The 15,750-nt window shown below is 55.1% G+C and carries 19 protein-coding genes and 1 pseudogene; all 20 read right to left on the bottom strand.

Annotated features, from left to right (window positions below):
• Positions 1-312 (bottom strand): annotated as a pseudogene (locus tag JCR24_RS09765) (flagellar biosynthesis protein FlhF); the annotation flags it as partial.
• Positions 309-2,354 carry a flagellar biosynthesis protein FlhA gene (gene flhA / locus JCR24_RS09760; RefSeq protein ID WP_011230738.1) on the bottom strand — a complete coding sequence of 682 codons (2,046 nt, stop codon included), beginning with the start codon at positions 2,352-2,354 and terminating at the stop codon, positions 309-311. The gene flhA and the pseudogene JCR24_RS09765, both read right to left, overlap by 4 nt.
• Before the next feature lie 18 nt (positions 2,355-2,372).
• Complete coding sequence (gene flhB, locus JCR24_RS09755) at positions 2,373-3,455, bottom strand: flagellar biosynthesis protein FlhB (RefSeq protein ID WP_011230737.1); 1,083 nt, start codon at positions 3,453-3,455, stop codon at positions 2,373-2,375.
• A gap of 1 nt (position 3,456) precedes the next feature.
• Positions 3,457-4,230: a flagellar biosynthetic protein FliR gene (gene fliR, locus JCR24_RS09750; protein WP_023634337.1), complete on the bottom strand. Its 774-nt coding sequence runs from the start codon at positions 4,228-4,230 to the stop codon at positions 3,457-3,459.
• 6 nt (positions 4,231-4,236) lie between these two features.
• Positions 4,237-4,506, bottom strand: coding sequence for a flagellar biosynthesis protein FliQ (gene fliQ / locus JCR24_RS09745; RefSeq protein ID WP_011230735.1), 270 nt, complete (start codon positions 4,504-4,506; stop codon positions 4,237-4,239).
• A 15-nt stretch (positions 4,507-4,521) separates the two neighbouring features.
• On the bottom strand, positions 4,522-5,190 hold the full coding sequence (gene fliP, locus JCR24_RS09740; RefSeq protein WP_011230734.1) for a flagellar type III secretion system pore protein FliP: 669 nt from the start codon (positions 5,188-5,190) through the stop codon (positions 4,522-4,524).
• Positions 5,183-5,839 carry a flagella biosynthesis regulatory protein FliZ gene (gene fliZ / locus JCR24_RS09735; protein WP_011230733.1) on the bottom strand — a complete coding sequence of 219 codons (657 nt, stop codon included), beginning with the start codon at positions 5,837-5,839 and terminating at the stop codon, positions 5,183-5,185. Before fliZ ends, fliP begins: the two co-directional genes overlap by 8 nt.
• A gap of 19 nt (positions 5,840-5,858) precedes the next feature.
• Entirely contained in the window at positions 5,859-6,218 is a 360-nt protein-coding gene (locus JCR24_RS09730) for a response regulator (protein ID WP_011230732.1), read from the bottom strand.
• Positions 6,219-6,243: 25 nt separating this feature from the next.
• A complete protein-coding gene (gene fliY / locus JCR24_RS09725) occupies positions 6,244-7,425 on the bottom strand; it encodes a flagellar motor switch phosphatase FliY (protein WP_023634335.1) in 1,182 nt (393 codons plus the stop codon).
• Positions 7,415-8,419 carry a flagellar motor switch protein FliM gene (gene fliM, locus JCR24_RS09720; protein WP_011230730.1) on the bottom strand — a complete coding sequence of 335 codons (1,005 nt, stop codon included), beginning with the start codon at positions 8,417-8,419 and terminating at the stop codon, positions 7,415-7,417. Before fliM ends, fliY begins: the two co-directional genes overlap by 11 nt.
• 28 nt (positions 8,420-8,447) lie before the next feature.
• The gene (gene fliL / locus JCR24_RS09715) at positions 8,448-8,876 is read right to left on the bottom strand and encodes a flagellar basal body-associated protein FliL (protein ID WP_011230729.1); all 429 of its coding nucleotides are present in this window, start codon (positions 8,874-8,876) and stop codon (positions 8,448-8,450) included.
• The gene (locus JCR24_RS09710; RefSeq protein WP_011230728.1) at positions 8,863-9,087 is read right to left on the bottom strand and encodes a flagellar FlbD family protein; all 225 of its coding nucleotides are present in this window, start codon (positions 9,085-9,087) and stop codon (positions 8,863-8,865) included. Before JCR24_RS09710 ends, fliL begins: the two co-directional genes overlap by 14 nt.
• Positions 9,088-9,130: 43 nt before the next feature.
• Positions 9,131-9,928 carry a flagellar basal body rod protein FlgG gene (flgG, locus tag JCR24_RS09705; RefSeq protein WP_062898529.1) on the bottom strand — a complete coding sequence of 266 codons (798 nt, stop codon included), beginning with the start codon at positions 9,926-9,928 and terminating at the stop codon, positions 9,131-9,133.
• Positions 9,929-9,945: 17 nt separating this feature from the next.
• The gene (gene flgD / locus JCR24_RS09700) at positions 9,946-10,374 is read right to left on the bottom strand and encodes a flagellar hook assembly protein FlgD (RefSeq protein ID WP_053413699.1); all 429 of its coding nucleotides are present in this window, start codon (positions 10,372-10,374) and stop codon (positions 9,946-9,948) included.
• A 17-nt stretch (positions 10,375-10,391) separates the two neighbouring features.
• Positions 10,392-11,582, bottom strand: coding sequence for a flagellar hook-length control protein FliK (locus JCR24_RS09695; protein WP_033025084.1), 1,191 nt, complete (start codon positions 11,580-11,582; stop codon positions 10,392-10,394).
• Positions 11,579-12,190, bottom strand: coding sequence for a MotE family protein (locus JCR24_RS09690; protein ID WP_033025083.1), 612 nt, complete (start codon positions 12,188-12,190; stop codon positions 11,579-11,581). The genes JCR24_RS09695 and JCR24_RS09690 overlap by 4 nt, the downstream gene beginning before the upstream one ends.
• The gene (fliJ, locus tag JCR24_RS09685) at positions 12,191-12,637 is read right to left on the bottom strand and encodes a flagellar export protein FliJ (RefSeq protein WP_011230723.1); all 447 of its coding nucleotides are present in this window, start codon (positions 12,635-12,637) and stop codon (positions 12,191-12,193) included.
• A 42-nt stretch (positions 12,638-12,679) separates the two neighbouring features.
• Positions 12,680-13,990 carry a flagellar protein export ATPase FliI gene (gene fliI, locus JCR24_RS09680; RefSeq protein ID WP_081823172.1) on the bottom strand — a complete coding sequence of 437 codons (1,311 nt, stop codon included), beginning with the start codon at positions 13,988-13,990 and terminating at the stop codon, positions 12,680-12,682.
• The gene (fliH, locus tag JCR24_RS09675; RefSeq protein ID WP_020278189.1) at positions 13,968-14,747 is read right to left on the bottom strand and encodes a flagellar assembly protein FliH; all 780 of its coding nucleotides are present in this window, start codon (positions 14,745-14,747) and stop codon (positions 13,968-13,970) included. The genes fliI and fliH overlap by 23 nt, the downstream gene beginning before the upstream one ends.
• Positions 14,731-15,750 carry a flagellar motor switch protein FliG gene (gene fliG, locus JCR24_RS09670; RefSeq protein WP_238980519.1) on the bottom strand — a complete coding sequence of 340 codons (1,020 nt, stop codon included), beginning with the start codon at positions 15,748-15,750 and terminating at the stop codon, positions 14,731-14,733. The genes fliH and fliG overlap by 17 nt, the downstream gene beginning before the upstream one ends.

Genomic DNA, 15,750 nt, shown 5'->3' with positions numbered 1-15,750 from the left:
CGGCTGACGCGTCAAAGACGCGGCGGCATCCGGCTGACGCGTCAAAGACGCGGCGGCACTCGGCTGACGCGTCAAAGACGCGGCGGCACTCGGCTGACGCGTCAAAGACGCGGCGGCATCCGGCTGACGCGGCGGCAGTGGATCCGGATCAACGCCGGCCAACACTTCGATCTTTTTTTTCGCAAACAGACCGAAAAATCCGCCGGTCTGCACGACTTTCGAGTGCAAAATGACGGCGTCGCGGCCAAGTTCGGCGCGAACCATTTTCATCGCTTCGTTCATGGACGGGGCGACAAATTTTTTCACTTTCATTCGATTTCCACCATCCCCACGCTTTGAACTTCGACATCCGCTTCAAGCTCGTTGTACGACAGCACCGGAACAGTCGGAAAATGGCGCTCGGTCAGCTGGCGGACGTACATGCGCACCGCCGGGGAGCAGAGCAAAATCGGCGTCTGGCCGGCGAACGGATAGCGTTCAAGCGCCGCGGCGACCGCTTCCACAAACGCCTGCGCCCGCGCCGGCTCGAGCGCCAAATAGCGGCCATGCTCTGTTTGCTGCACGGCGTCGGCGATCGTTTTTTCCGCTCTGCCCGACAGCGTAATGACGCGCAGCGGCTCGCCCGGCACGGCGTACTGCGAGGTGATTTGCCGCGCCAACGCTTGGCGGACGTATTCCGTCAACAAATCGGTGTCGCTGGTCAGGCGGGCAAAATCGGCAAGCGCCTCAAAAATGAGCGGCAAGTTGCGGATCGACACTTTCTCTTTCAATAGCTTGGCGAGCACTTTTTGCACGTCGCCGACAGACAACGGATTCGGCGTCACATCGTCGACAAGCACCGGATACGATTCTTTTAAATGATCGATCAGCTGTTTTGTTTCCTGGCGCCCCAGCAGTTCGTGGGCATGGGCTTTCAGCACCTCCGTTAAGTGTGTCGAGACGACCGATGGCGGGTCGACGACCGTATAGCCAAGCATTTCCGCCCGGTCTTTTACGGTCTCGGAAATCCATTTCGCCGGCAGACCAAACGCCGGCTCGATGGTGTCAATGCCATCAATCGAATCGTCGTCAACCCCGGGGCTCATCGCCAAATAATGGTCAAGCAGCAACTCGCCGCGCGCCACTTCCTCGCCTTTGACTTTGATCCGGTATTCATTCGGCTGCAACTGGATGTTGTCGCGAATGCGCACAACCGGGATGACAATGCCAAGCTCGAGCGCGAGCTGCCGACGGATCATGACGATCCGGTCAAGCAAATCCCCGCCTTGATTGGCATCAGCGAGCGGAATGAGCGCATAGCCGAACTCAAATTCAATAGGATCGATATGCAACAGTTGGATGACGCTTTCCGGGCTTTTCAATTCGTCGGCGGCCGCCGCCTCCTCTTCCGGAGCGGCCAATGCCGCTTCTTCTTGCTTTTGCCGCTCGATAAATCGGTAGCCGCCAAGCGCCAGCAACCCGGCAATCGGCATCGTCAACAAGTCGTTGATCGGCGTAAACAAGCCGAGCAGGAAAATCGTTCCTGCCGTGACGTACAACATTTTCGGAAACGCGAACAGCTGGCGCATAATATCGCCGCTCAAGTTGCTGTCCGACGCCGCCCGGGTGACGATGATGCCGGTCGCCGTGGAAATCAACAGCGCCGGAATTTGGCTGACGATTCCGTCGCCGACCGTCAAAAGCGTGTAGCGCTTCGCCGCCTCCGCCATCTCCATCCCTTGCTCAACGACGCCGATCACCATGCCAAACAACATGTTGATGACGACGATAATGATGCCGGCGATGGCGTCGCCTTTCACGAACTTGCTCGCCCCGTCCATTGCTCCGTAAAAGTCGGCTTCTTGCGCCACTTTTTCCCGCCGCTTTCGGGCTTCTTGCTCCGAAATCATGCCGGCATTTAAATCGGCGTCAATGCTCATCTGTTTGCCGGGCATCGCATCGAGCGTAAAGCGGGCCGCCACTTCAGAGACGCGCTCCGCCCCTTTGGTGATGACAACAAACTGGATGATGACCAAAATCAAAAACACGACAAACCCAACGACGACATCGCCGCCAACGACGAACGTTCCGAACGTTTCAACGACGCCGCCCGCCTCCCCTTTGCTTAAAATCGAGCGGGTGGTTGACACATTCAGCCCGAGCCGAAACAGCGTCAGCACTAAAAGCAATGACGGAAAAATGGAAAACTCAAGCGGCTCTTTCGTGTTCATCGCCGTCAGCAATACAAGCAAGGCAAGGGAAATATTGATGATGATCAATACGCTCAACAGCCATGTCGGCAGCGGGATGACGAGCATGGCGACGATGAGCACGACAAGAAACAATACGGATAAATCTTTGATTTGCGCTTGCATTGTTTTCTCTCCTTGTTGCTACACGTTTCCTTTGAGCCGGTAGACGTACGCCAAAATTTCCGCCACTGCCTTAAAAAACGCCTCTGGAATCATATCGCCGACTTCCGTCTGGCGGTAGAGCGCCTGCGCAAGCGGGCGATTTTCGACAGTCACGACGCCATGGGTTTTCGCCACTTCCTTGATTTTCATCGCCATATAATCCGCCCCTTTCGCGACGACGACCGGCGCTTCCATCTTGCCGTCTTCATACTTGAGGGCAACGGCGTAATGCGTTGGGTTGGTAATGACGACATCCGCGTTCGGCACTTCCTGCATCATCCGCCTCATCGCCATCTCGCGCTGTTTTTGCTTGATGCGCGATTTGATGAGCGGATCGCCTTCCGTCTTTTTGTATTCATCTTTAATGTCCTGCTTGGACATGCGGATGCTTTTTTCAAATTCAAACCGCTGATACAAGTAATCAAACAGCGCTAAAAACAAGAGCGCCCCCGCGGCGTACAGCCCCATTTTCACCGTCAAGCCGCCGACGACAGTCAAAGCCTCACCCGGCGTCTTGGAAACGAGCGCCGCAAGCTCGCTTCGTTCGGCCAACAGCGCCGCGAACACGACCGCACCGATGATTCCAGCTTTTAACACGGATTTCAACAGCTCGACCAAGGCGCGCAACGAAAACAGCCGTTTCATTCCTTGCACGGGATTGAGGCGGTTCCAATCCATTTTTAACGGTTCAACGGTGAACAAGGCGCCGATTTGCAAAAAGTTGGCCAACCCAGCCGCCAGCACTGCGGCGGCGAACAGCGGCGCCAAAAGCAAGGATGCATGGGAAAGCCAGTCAAGAAACAGCCGGTGAAGCGAGTCAACCGTCAACGAAGCGGACGCATAATCGGACAAGGCGCGGGCGAACAACCGCAGCAGACCGTCCCGCTCGTACGCCCCGGCCAAGGACAAAGCAAGAAATGAAGCAAGCAGCACGGAAGCGGAGACGACATCACCGCTTTTGGCCACCTGTCCTTTTTCCCGCACTTCTTGCCGTTTGCGAGGCGTCGCCTTTTCCGTTTTTTCCCCAGCGAAAAATTGCAAATCGAGCCGCCACTCGCCCATCTTATCCGCCCCCCAACAGCCGCATCAACTCGCGCAACGAGGCAAACATGAAGTGAAATACGCCGCGCGCCGCGAGCAATATTCCCCCGACTGCCGCCAACAGGAGCAAAAACGCCGCCGCCGTTTTGGCGGAAAAGCCGACCGCGAAAATGTTCATTTGCGGCACCGCGCGGGCGATGATGCCAAGCGCCACGTCGACTAAAAAGAGCGATCCGACAAGCGGGGCGGCCATTTGCACAGCGGCGGCAAACATGGCAGCGAACACCCGCACGACGTACTCCACCGCCGGCCCATCGGCAATGTGCGGCAAGCGGTCAAGCGGCAGCCAATGATAGCTGTAAAACATGCCGTCAAGCAGCAAATGGTGCCCGTCAAGCATAAGCAAAAGCAAAAGCGCCAGCAAATGAAGATATTCGCCAAGCAGCGGGCTTTGCGCTCCAGTTTGCGGGTCGATGACGTTGGCGATGGCAAACCCGATTTGAAAATCGATCAAGCCGCCGGCGACTTGCACCGCCGCCATGAGGATCGCTGCCAGCAACCCAAGCGCCAGTCCGACGAGCGCTTCTTTTACGACAAGCAATACATACACGCCGTCAAGCGCCAACACCGGTTTGGGCATCGCCCAAAACAACAGCCAGCTGAACAAAAACGCCAATCCGGCTTTATACGAAGCCGGCACGGTCCGGTAGGAAAACAACGGCATCGCCGCGAAAAACGAAGCAGCGCGGACAAAGACGAGCAAAAACGCCGGAAAATAAGTCCATACTTGTTCCATCGCCGATCAGCCTATAAACGAAGCAAGATTGTTGAAAATATCGTGCGCGTACGACACCATTTTCGAGAGCATCCACGGCCCAAAGAACACAAGTCCAAGCAAGACGGCGACGATTTTCGGCACAAACGCGAGCGTCTGCTCTTGAATTTGCGTCGCCGCCTGAAAAATGCTGACGACAAGCCCGACGGCAAGGGACAACAACAAGAGCGGCCCGCAGACGACAAGCACGATATACACGCCTTGTTCAGCAAGGCGGATGATGAAATCGGCACTCATAAACGCCACCTATCTTTATTGAAAACTTTGCAACAATGATTTGACGACCAAATGCCAGCCATCAACAAGGACAAACAATAAAATTTTAAACGGCAGCGAAATCATCACAGGCGGCAGCATCATCATCCCCATCGACATTAAGACGCTGGCGACGATCATGTCGATGACTAAAAACGGAATAAAAATCATAAAGCCCATTTGAAACGCCGTTTTCAACTCACTGATGGCAAACGCCGGCACGAGCGCGGTCATCGGGATGTCGTTGATCGTTTTCGGCTGTTTGGCGCCGCTGTATGATAAAAACAGCGCCAAATCTTCCTGCCTTGTGTATTGGCTCATAAACTGCTTCAGCGGAACAGCCGCCCGTTCATACGCCTCCTCCAAATCAATTTTGTCGGCAAACAGCGGCTGCAATGCCTGGTCGTTGATTTCTTTCCAGGTTGGCGCCATAATGAAAAATGTTAAAAACAGCGCGAGCCCGACGAGCACTTGGTTCGGCGGCATCTGCTGCGTGCCGAGCGCCGTGCGCACAAACGACAAAACGATGACGATGCGCGTAAAACATGTCATCATAATTAAAATGCCGGGAGCGATCGACAAAACGGTGAGCAGCAGAAGAAGCTTCACCGCTGTCGACACGTGCTCGGGAGCCATCGAATCAAACATATGGACAAATTCACTCATCGCCCGCCGTCCCTTTCTTCTTCAACCGATTGAGCCACTCGTTTCGCTTTTCGGCCATTTGCTTCATCTCCTCAGCCAACAGCGCCGAAAACGATGACAGCGAACCGCTTTTCCGCTTTGATTTCGCCGTCCACTCACCGCGAAGGAGGGAGCCAAGCCGGCCGAACTCCGCCATCCGTTCCAACCGTTCGCGATGTTGCGCTAACAGCTCATGGATTTCATCTTCGTCTTCAATTTCCTTAAGCAGCTGAATCGAATCGCCGACGCCGATGACGAGCAGCCGGCGGCCGACTTTAATCAGCTGCACAGAGCGGTTCGCCCCGACGCTTGTTCCCCCAAGGTGCTCAATGGCGCCTTTTTGGCCGGAAACGAACAACTGACGGCGGGAAAGCCATTGAAACAGCGCATAAAGAAGGAAGAGAACAAAGGCGGTCGCGCCGATGAGCCGAAGCACATCGAAAGCGGAAACCGCATCAGCGGCTTGATTCGCTGTCTGTTTTGTCTGTTGCCCGGAAGGAGCTGACTTCCCGCATGAATCGGGATGCTGCAGGCAGTCGGCGACCGTCGGGCTTTGGGCGGCCAATGCCGGCACCGGCCCCAAAGCGATGGCTGCTGCCAGCAAAACGGCCGCCCAGCGCCAAATTGCCATAGTTTCCATCTCTGATCGCTCACCCGATCGTTTTGTTGATCGCTTCGATGACGCGGTCCGCTTGGAACGGCTTGACCACAAAATCTTTCGCCCCGGCTTGAATGGCATCAATCACCATTGCCTGCTGCCCCATCGCGGAGCACATAATGACTTTGGCGTTGCTGTCGATTTTTTTAATTTCCTTGAGCGCCGTAATCCCATCCATCTCCGGCATCGTAATATCCATTGTCACTACATCGGGCTGCGTTTCCTTGTATTTCTCGATCGCCTGCCGCCCATCGGCCGCTTCGGCGACGACTTCATGTCCGTTTTTTGTCAAAATGTCTTTAATCATCATGCGCATAAATGCCGCATCATCAACGACAAGCACTCTTGCCATGTCCCCTTACCTCCCAAACGCCTGTTTATTTTAGCCGTGTTAGCCGATCGCTTTGGCTGATGATGTCCGTGATGCGGACGCCGAAATTTTCATCGATGACGACAACCTCGCCTTTCGCGATCAGCTTGTTGTTGACAAACACGTCGACCGGTTCGCCGGCCAGCTTATCGAGCTCAATGATCGATCCAGTCGACAGCTGCAAAATTTCCTGCACCGATCGCTTCGTCCGTCCGAGTTCAACCGTCACCTGCAGCGGCACATCAAACAGCAGCTCCAAATTGCGCGCCTCCGTTGCCGCAAGCGGCGGGGCATCGAACTCGACGAAATCGGCGGTTTGAATATGCCGAGCGGTTGCACCATCCCTATCCTTGTCCGCGCGCCCAGCCGACGGTTCATCCGTCGAGCGGCTCGCCGCTTCTGAAACGGCCGCACCGCCGTTCGCCTGAGCGTAAGTCGGAACAGGCTGCGGCTCGCTAAACGGCCGCGCGTCCGCCGACGACTTGAGGTTAACTTCCGCAGCCCCCGGCTCCTCAAGCGGCGAGCCGAGCAATTGGGCAACCAATTCTTTCGCGAAATCGACCGGCAGCAGCTGCATAATGCTTGAGTCGATCAACTCGCCGATTTTCAGCCGAAATGACACTTTAATGAGAAAATCTTCGTCCGGCAAATATTCCATCCCTTTTCCTTCCGCCAAATCAAGCAGGTGGAGCGTCGGCGGGGAAATATCAACCCGCTTGCCAAAGACGGTCGACATCGACGTCGCCGCTGAGCCCATCATTTGGTTCATCGCTTCTTGAACAGCGCTCAGCTGAATCTCTCCGAGCGGACCATCGGCCGCCGTTCCGTCGCCGCCAAGCATTAAATCAGCGATAATCGCCGCGTCTTTCTGTTTAATGACCAACAAATTTGTCCCGAGCAGCCCTTCCGTATAGTTGACTTGGATGGCGACATATGGCTGCGGAAATTCATCAGCGACGCTTGTGCGCTCGATCATGGACACGCTTGGCGTCGTAATTTCCACCTTTTGGTTCAATAACATCGACAGTGCAGTGGCCGAACTGCCGAATGAAATATTGCCAATTTCCCCAAGGGCATCTTGCTCGAGCGGGGTGAAAATATCGTGGAGCGCCGGAACGTGATCGCTATTGTCCATTCCGCGCAGTAAAGCATCGATTTCATCTTGCGACAACATCCCATCATTCATCATGGTCGTCTTCGTCCCCCTCGATCATCGCTAAAATTTGCACCGCCAGCTTTTTGTTCCGCTTCCCCGGCTGGCCGATAAACTTTGGAATATGGCCGATTTTGACCACGAGCGGCTCATGAATCGACTGCTCGAGCTGAATGACGTCGCCGGCCTCGAGTTGAAGAAATTCATTGACCGTGATGACCGCCGTTCCCAGTTCAGCGATAATCGGCAATTTTGCCGCGCGGATGCGCTGTTCGATCCGTTTCGCTTCCTCGGGGGAACGCTCCTTTTTTTGCGCCTGCATCCAGTAATGAACCGACAGCCGCGGCATAATCGGCTCCAAGACGACATGCGGAATGCACACATTCATCATGCCGCGCGCTTCGCCGATTTGCGTGTTGAGCGAAATGACGACGACGGTGTCGTTCGGCGCAATCATGCGCAAAAACTGCGGATTGACTTCAAAATCGACAAAGAGCGGGTCGACTTCCGCCACCGATTCCCAAGCGTCGCGCCAATGGACAAACGCCTTGTCAAACAAATTGGACATGATGCGTGTTTCAATCTCAGTCAAATGCTCCACTTTATCCATGCCGACGCCGCGCCCGCCCATCACCCGGTCAAGCATGGCGTAAGCGATGTTCGGGTTGACTTCCAAAAGGACATGCCCGCCAAGCGGCGGCACCTCAAAGACATTGATGATCGTCATTTTTGGGATGGAGCGGACAAATTCTTCGTATGGAATTTGGTCGGCCGATGCGACCGAAATTTGCACATATGTGCGCAACTGGGCGGAAAAAAACGTTGTCAGCAGACGGGCGAAATTCTCATGAATGCGCGTCAGGCTGCGGATTTGATCTTTGGAAAACCGGAGCGCCCGCCGGAAATCATACGTTTTGACGCGTCGGCCTTCCTCCTCTTTTTTCAGCTCCTCCGCGCTCATCTCCCCTGCAGAAAGCGCAGCGAGCAACGCGTCAATTTCGCTTTGCGACAATACTTCCCCGGCCGTCATTTCATCTTCCCCCCTTCCAATGACAGGGCTACTGGAGGATAAAAGAGGTAATGTAGACGTTCTCCACTCTCCCTTCTTGCATCAATCCGTTGATCTCGCGCTTCAGCCGCTCTTTCAGCGCCGTCAGCCCTTCTTTTCCTTTAAAGTCGGCCGCTTTCATCTGCGAAAGTTGCTCGATGATCACGTCTTTCATCTGAAAATCGCGTTTCTCCGCCTCTTCTTTTCCTTGATCGCTGTCTGTTTCAATTTTAAATGAGATTTTAATATAACGCCCGTCCGCTAAATTGGTGGTCATTTCCGGAATGTCGATCGATCGTTCCGCTAGTTCATCGGCGCTTGGCGCCCCTTGTTTTTCCGCATGCCCCATCTTCATCACCGCGACAAGCGCCGCCGTTCCGGCCAAGGCGATGACCGCCAGCACAATGATCATCGTTTTGATTGCTTTATTCCCTTTCACTGTCCAATCCTCCTGCTTTCGGTAAGCGAAACACACCAAGCTGCCGGTAAAATTCGCTCGCTCGTGCAGCCACTTGCTCGACCGTTTCGCGCACGACGAATTTTTTTCCGTTCGTCAGCGTCACGGTCGTATCAGGAAACGCTTCAATTTGTTCGATGTACAACGCATTGAGCACAAACCGTTTCCCGTTGAGCTTCGTTAACGAAATCATCGGCCAGCAGGCGCAAGACGCCGCTCACGCCCTACCTCCTATTCTATTTTTTCAAGTTGACAAGCTCTTGCAAAATTTCATCCGATGTCGTAATGATGCGCGTATTCGCCTGGAAGCCGCGCTGGGCGACGATCATCTCCGTGAATTCCTCGGCAAGGTCGACGTTGGACATCTCAAGCGCGCCGGAGACGATGGTTCCTGTTCCGTTCGCTCCCGGCGCCCCTGTCGTTGGCGCGCCGGAGTTGGTCGTTTCGCGGAACAAGTTGTTGCCGGCTTTTTCTAATCCGTCATTGTTTGCAAATTTGGCCAGCTGAATCGTGCCGATCGTACTTAAAGTCCCAGAAGCATCCACAATGGTCACTTTGCCGTCCGCCCCGATGCTCAAGCTTTTCGCATCTGTCGGAATTTGAAGGCGGCTATTTCCAACACCGAGCAAATATTGGCCATCGGCATTGACAATATAGCCTTGCGAATCGAGATAAAAATTCCCGGCTCTCGTATACATGCGATTGTTGCCGGAAGCGTCGCCGACGACGAAAAACCCGTCGCCGGAAATTGCCAAATCAAGCACGCGGCCGGTCGTTTGCAAGCTGCCTTGCGTATGGACGGTGTCGATCGCCGCCAGCTGCGAACCGAGCCCGACCTGCTTTGGATTCGTCCCGCCGCGGCCGGCATTGGGCCCGCTTGCTCCAGAAATCGTCTGGCTCATCAAATCTTTGAAAATCGTTCGTCCTTTTTTAAACCCGTACGTATTGACATTGGCAATGTTGTTGCCGATGACATCCAACTTCGTTTGAAAGTTGCGCATGGCGCCGATTCCGGAATACATGGAACGAAGCATCGGTTCCCTCTCCCCTTTTATCCTTTTTGTTCGACTTTCACGACCGCATCCGCGGCAATCGTTGTCCCGTTATCAAGCCCAAGAGTCACTTGGCCGTCTTTTTGCATGACCGATTGAACGACGGCGCTCATCATCGTCTCGCCGTCTTGCCAGTGCACCGTTTTGCCGATCCATTCGCTGTAGCGCAAAAGCGCATCGCGGCTTGACGCTTGCATCCATTGCTGCATCAAATTGGCGATGTTCATCATTTGCTCAAGCGAGGAGAAGCTCGCCATTTGCGCGATAAAGTCTTTATCTTCCATCGGATTGAGCGGGTCTTGGTTTTCTAGCTGAGCGAGCAAAATTTTGAGAAAGTCGTCTTTTCCTAAAATTTGATTGCCCGTTTTCCGTTCCGGCTGAACCGCGTTTGTCAGCCATAAGCTTCCATCAATCGCATTCGTTGTCATCCTCGTTCTTTTCCCCCTTATGCGTCAGCTTCGATCCCGTCTAGCGCAAACGGGAAGGAAGATGATGGCTCCCGCTTTTGTTTTTGCCGCGATTCGCCCTGCTGCTGTCCTCCTTGGCGGTTCCCGGAATACGGCGGCATAGCGGAGCGGTCATAATCCGACCAAACGGTCCATTTTTCGACCGTGATGGAACTCGCATCAAGCTGCTGAGCAAGCTGCGGCAAATGAGCGTAGAGCAACTCTTTCACCGCGTCGTTCGCCACGAGCAGCTTGGCGGCGAGCTTTCCACCTTCCTCTGTCATTTTCACCGTCACCGTCCCGAGATGTTCCGGATGCAGACGGATGACAAGCTGCATGACACCGTTTGGCAACTTCATCCACCGCGCCGACCTTAGCGCGTGGGCGACTTGATCAGCGACGCTTCCGCCAGCTGACGCCGGCATCTCGCCGATCAGCCCGACAGATGAAGAGGAGGGTGATAAAAGCGCAGGGGGAGTGGTGAATGAAGGAGCGGCCTCGCCGCCATGTCCCTTGTCCCCCCTTTTTGGCAGCGAAATGTCTTTTTCGCCAGCCGGACGGACGGAAGAAGCTCCGTTAGGCAGCGCGACAACCGGCCTGTTGCCTCCCTGCTCATGGAATGGACGCTGGTCGCCGTCGCTCAGGAGCGGTGGAAACATCCCTGTTTTTCCGCTGGAAGACGAAAAAGATTCAGCATCGATATGACCACTTTTCCGTCCGTCGGTTATGAACGCACGTTCAAATCCCGCTTCATCAGCCGCCGGCTGAGCGGCAATCGTTTCTTCACCATTCATCGCACCGACAAACGGAAATGCCCAATGATCACTAGTTTTCCCTTCCGCCTGCTGATCCGCCGCCAAAAGCGGCGCGCCTGCAGCTGCCGAAATTGGAGCAACAGCCCAAGCAGCCACGATGGAAGGGGCAAGCCACAATGATTCGATTTGCGCCGGCTTCTTTTCCGCTGAAGATGGTTGTCCGGCTGCGCCCGTTTCCATTCCGCCATTTTGCCAATCTGGCTCTTTGTTTTTGTTCGACTCCTCTTGAAACAAGCTAGTCTCTGCCCCAGCGGGCAATAACTCTTGTTGCTTGTGCGCAAGCAACGCCGCAAACACGTTTGCGTTTTCCGCCTCTTTTTTCACCGCCATAGCGCCTGCCGATAGCGGCGCGTTTGCTGTGATCGTTACTTTCATTCGGCCGTCTCCTTCCCCATCGCCCTTTTGCTTAACGATGCCAACAGTTTCGCCGCCTGCCCAGCCGGCATTTGTTCCAAAATGGCTGCCGCTTTGTCGCCGTCAATCTGGCTCAGTACACGGAGCGCTTCGCTCTCAGGCAGTTCCGCTAAAATAGCCGCCGCCTGTTTTTCCGACATGGCGTCATACATGCCGGCGACATCTTCTTCCGTCAAGGCCGGCTCGTCAACAGGCTCAGCCTGAGCGTCCGTTTTCCCGCTTGGCGCAGACAGCTGGGCGATTTCCTTTTCCTTTGCCGCCAATTCGTTTTTCAACTGCTTGATTTGCTTTTGTTGGTCGGCGATCGTTCGTTTTTGCTGGTTGATTGTCTGCTGCTGAGCTTCAATCGTTTTTTGCAAAGCTTTCTCCCTTTTGCTCCAGTTGATCCACTCGGAGACAAACGGCGCCTTTATTGTCCACTGCTTTGCCGCCTTGGCCACATCAACGCCGGCAATGTTTAAAATCAACAACAGAAAGGAGGCAGCAAACGCACTCGGAATGACAATGACAAACAACAGCCATTGCCACCAACTCGCCTGCATTTCCTGTTCAACTTTGCTCTCCGCCATCTATACCTCTCCTTGCCTTGCAAAACGTTGAACCGCCATTTCATCGAGCAGGCGGCGTTCCGCTTCCCTCTCAAGCTGCTCGGCCCACCGCTTAATGCGCTCGCGCATTTTTTCGTATTTTTTCACTTCGATATTCAATTCCATCAAACGCTGCTGCCGGCGCTGCATCTGCTCGCGCGCCTGCATGACGACGAGCTGATAATGGTCGATCATCCGCTCTAAATTCGCCATATATTGCAGCCTAAGGCGAATGTCTCCAACGGACAGGCCGGCTTGAAGCTGTTCATCCCGAGCCGCCGCGCATTCTTCTTTTTCCTTGAGCAGGCGGTAAAGCGTTTCGGCTGCCTGCTCAAACCGGCGGACCGCCTCCTCGTATTCGCCAAGCGCCTTTTCTTTTTCTTTTTCTTTCATCGCCAGCACTTTTTGCAGCCGAAACGTCGGCGTCACATTTGTTCACCCTTTCATCGTCTGAAAATGGCGCGTGATTTCTCACCGAACCGACAACAAGCGCAACAGGGCATCAATGCTTTCGGCGCGCGTCGTTTTTTCATCGATGTTTTGGCGGCAAAACGCCATCATTTGCGGATAAAATTCGATCGCCTCATCAATTTCTTGGGACGACCCCCGTTTGTACGCCCCAATTTGAATCAAATCCTCCGAATCGATATAAGTGGACAGAAGGCGGCGGAACCGGTTTGCCGCTTCGCGGTGCTCTGCGCTGATCATGTGGGGCATGACGCGGCTGACGCTTTTGAGCACGTTAATCGCCGGGTAATGCCCTTTGTTCGCCAGCTGGCGTTCCAACACAAAATGGCCATCCAAAATGCCGCGCACCGCATCAGCGATCGGCTCATTCATGTCATCGCCGTCAACAAGCACCGTATAAAACGCGGTGATCGTGCCGGAAGCGTTCGTTCCAGCCCGTTCAAGCAGCTTTGGCAGGAGGGCGAAGACCGATGGCGTATAGCCTTTCGTCGTCGGCGGCTCACCGACGGCAAGGCCAATCTCCCGTTGCGCCATAGCGACGCGGGTGACCGAGTCCATCATGAGCATAACATCCGCCCCTTGGTCGCGGAAATATTCGGCGATCGCCGTTGCCGTATAGGCGCCTTTGACGCGCATCAGCGCCGGCTGGTCGGACGTGGCGACGACGACGACCGAGCGGGCCAAGCCGTCCGGGCCAAGGTCGCGCTCTAAAAACTCGCGCACTTCGCGGCCACGCTCGCCGATTAAGGCGATGACGTTCACATCAGCCGACGTATGGCGGGCGATCATTCCCATGAGCGTGCTTTTGCCGACGCCCGAGCCGGCAAAAATGCCGACGCGTTGCCCCTTGCCGACGGCAAGCAGACTGTCGATGACGCGGATGCCAACTTCAAGCGGTTCGACAATCGGCGGCCGAGCGAGCGGATTGGGCGGATCGCGTTCGACCGACACCGGCTTCAGCCCGGGCGGCAACGGGCTCCCGTCAAGCGGTTGGCCGAGCGGATCAAGAACCATGCCAATGAGCGCATCGCCGACGTGCACTTCAAGCGGCCGGCCGGTCGCTTCGACAAGGCAGCCGGGAGCGATATGAGACATGGCGGAAAACGGCATAAGCAAGACGTGCTGTTCATGAAAGCCGACGACTTCGGCGGGAATTTTCCGGCATCCGCTCTGTTCATGGATGTAACAAAGATCGCCAATCGAGCTTTTCGGTCCTTTCGATTCCATCATCAAGCCGATGACGCGCGACACTTTGCCAAACCGTTTATACAAGTCGATAGCGTCTATTTCATCAAGAAGCGCCTGCCAGTTCAGAAAACGCTCCCTCCTTCAATCGCCGGTAGAGCGCCTCGCGCAGCCGCTCAAGCTGTACATCGACGCTCGCCTCGATGCGCCCAAACGGCGTCTCCACGACACATCCATATTCAGGAAGCGCATCGTCCGGGTAGATGAATAGATCAACGCGATGCGGAAACAGAGATTTCAACAGCTCCTTTTGCTCTGCCACTATTTCGTAGCCGTGCGGATGCACATAAACGGCCACTTCCGTTTGCCGGCGCACTTCCTGCAACGCTTGGTGCACGAGCGGCAAAAAAGCGTTTCGATCGCCCTCAAGCGCGGCGCCGATAATGCGTTCGGCCGCTTTTAACGCCACCTCCAGCATCGCCTCAGCCGTCGATTCGATGCGAGCGTAAAATTCGGTGTTCGCTCGCTCCGCCAAGCGGCGGGCTTGCTCGATCAACGCGCGGTGCTCGCTCAAAGCCTCCTCGCGCCCAGCCGCATAGCCGTCTTCATACCCGCGGGCGCGCGCTTCCTGCATGAGACGCTCTTTCTCCCGCTGCCATTCCTCTTTTTCGCGGGCCAACTGCTCGCGCACCGATTCGTAATATTGCTCTGCCTGGCGGCGAAGCTTGGCTGCTTCTTCCTTGGCGGCGGCGACCGCTTCCATCTCCCTCTGCCGATCGTCGACGGACGATGGAAGATCGGAAACATGGCGCTGCACGACGATCGTCTTTTTCCCAGCGCGCGCCGCCAATTTCGGCGCTTTAATGACGTTAGACAATAATATCATCTCCTCCCCCGCGCGCGATGACGATTTCTCCGGCCTCTTCGAGACGACGGATCACGGTGACGATGCGCGATTGCGCCTCCTCGACATCACGCAGCCGAACCGGCCCCATATATTCCATTTCTTCTTTGAACGTCTCGGCCATTCTTGTCGACATGTTGCGGAAAATAATGTTTTTCACTTCGTCGCTCGCTACTTTCAGCGCCAACATGAGATCGTTGTTGTCCACCTCGCGGATGACGCGCTGAATGGCGCGGTGATCGAGCGTCACGATATCTTCAAAGACAAACATCCGTTTTTTAATTTCCTCGGCCAGTTCCGGGTCTTGAATTTCCAAGGCATCCAAAATCGTCCGCTCCGTGCTCCGGTCGACTTGGTTCAGCACTTCCACGACCGCCTCAATTCCGCCGGCTTGCGTGTAATCTTGCACGACGGTCGCGGACAGCCGCCGCTCCAAAATTTGCTCGACTTCGTTGATAATCTCCGGCGATGTGCTGTCCATCAGCGCGATGCGCCGGGCGACATCCGCCTGCATTTCCTGCGGCAGCGCCGATAAAATTTGCCCTGCCTGTGCCGGCTCCAAATACGAAAGAATCAGAGCGATCGTTTGCGGATGTTCATTTTGAATGAAGTTTAACAGCTGCATCGGGTCGGCTTTGCGGGCGAAATCAAACGGCCGCACCATCAGCGCTGATGTCAGGCGGTTGATGATCTGCATCGCCTTATCCGGGCCGAGCGCTTTTTCAAGCACTTCTTTCGCATAGGCGATGCCGCCTTGGGCAATGTAATCTTGCGCCAAGGCGAGCTGTCGAAACTCTTCAAGCACTTCCTCTTTTTGTTCGGCCGTCACTTGACGGACGTTGGAAATTTCTAGCGTCAGCTTCTCAATCTCTTCCTCGGATAAATGTTTATAGACAGAGGCCGACACATCCGGGCCGAGGGAAATAAGCAGGATGGCTGCTTTTTGCCTGCCCGACAGCCCGCCTTTTCGTTCGCGCTTTGCCAT

The organism is Geobacillus sp. YHL (assembly GCF_022341265.1).
GTDB classification, from domain to species: domain Bacteria; phylum Bacillota; class Bacilli; order Bacillales; family Anoxybacillaceae; genus Geobacillus; species Geobacillus thermoleovorans.
This window is presented reverse-complemented; position numbering and strand designations above follow the sequence as displayed.

Excerpts from the sequence above, each read along its gene's own strand:
- fliH (WP_020278189.1), bottom strand. The coding sequence starts at position 14,747 with ATGATATTATTGTCTAACGTCATTAAAGCGCCGAAATTGGCGGCGCGC.
- flhA (WP_011230738.1), bottom strand. The coding sequence starts at position 2,354 with ATGCAAGCGCAAATCAAAGATTTATCCGTATTGTTTCTTGTCGTGCTC.
- fliG (WP_238980519.1), bottom strand. The coding sequence starts at position 15,750 with ATGGCAAAGCGCGAACGAAAAGGCGGGCTGTCGGGCAGGCAAAAAGCA.
- fliQ (WP_011230735.1), bottom strand. The coding sequence starts at position 4,506 with ATGAGTGCCGATTTCATCATCCGCCTTGCTGAACAAGGCGTGTATATC.
- flgG (WP_062898529.1), bottom strand. The coding sequence starts at position 9,928 with ATGCTTCGTTCCATGTATTCCGGAATCGGCGCCATGCGCAACTTTCAA.
- JCR24_RS09695 (WP_033025084.1), bottom strand. The coding sequence starts at position 11,582 with ATGAAAGTAACGATCACAGCAAACGCGCCGCTATCGGCAGGCGCTATG.
- fliR (WP_023634337.1), bottom strand. The coding sequence starts at position 4,230 with ATGGAACAAGTATGGACTTATTTTCCGGCGTTTTTGCTCGTCTTTGTC.
- flgD (WP_053413699.1), bottom strand. The coding sequence starts at position 10,374 with ATGACAACGAATGCGATTGATGGAAGCTTATGGCTGACAAACGCGGTT.
- fliP (WP_011230734.1), bottom strand. The coding sequence starts at position 5,190 with ATGAGTGAATTTGTCCATATGTTTGATTCGATGGCTCCCGAGCACGTG.
- fliZ (WP_011230733.1), bottom strand. The coding sequence starts at position 5,839 with ATGGCAATTTGGCGCTGGGCGGCCGTTTTGCTGGCAGCAGCCATCGCT.
- fliM (WP_011230730.1), bottom strand. The coding sequence starts at position 8,419 with ATGACGGCCGGGGAAGTATTGTCGCAAAGCGAAATTGACGCGTTGCTC.
- flhB (WP_011230737.1), bottom strand. The coding sequence starts at position 3,455 with ATGGGCGAGTGGCGGCTCGATTTGCAATTTTTCGCTGGGGAAAAAACG.
- JCR24_RS09730 (WP_011230732.1), bottom strand. The coding sequence starts at position 6,218 with ATGGCAAGAGTGCTTGTCGTTGATGATGCGGCATTTATGCGCATGATG.
- JCR24_RS09710 (WP_011230728.1), bottom strand. The coding sequence starts at position 9,087 with ATGATTTCGTTAACGAAGCTCAACGGGAAACGGTTTGTGCTCAATGCG.
- JCR24_RS09690 (WP_033025083.1), bottom strand. The coding sequence starts at position 12,190 with ATGGCGGAGAGCAAAGTTGAACAGGAAATGCAGGCGAGTTGGTGGCAA.
- fliY (WP_023634335.1), bottom strand. The coding sequence starts at position 7,425 with ATGATGAATGATGGGATGTTGTCGCAAGATGAAATCGATGCTTTACTG.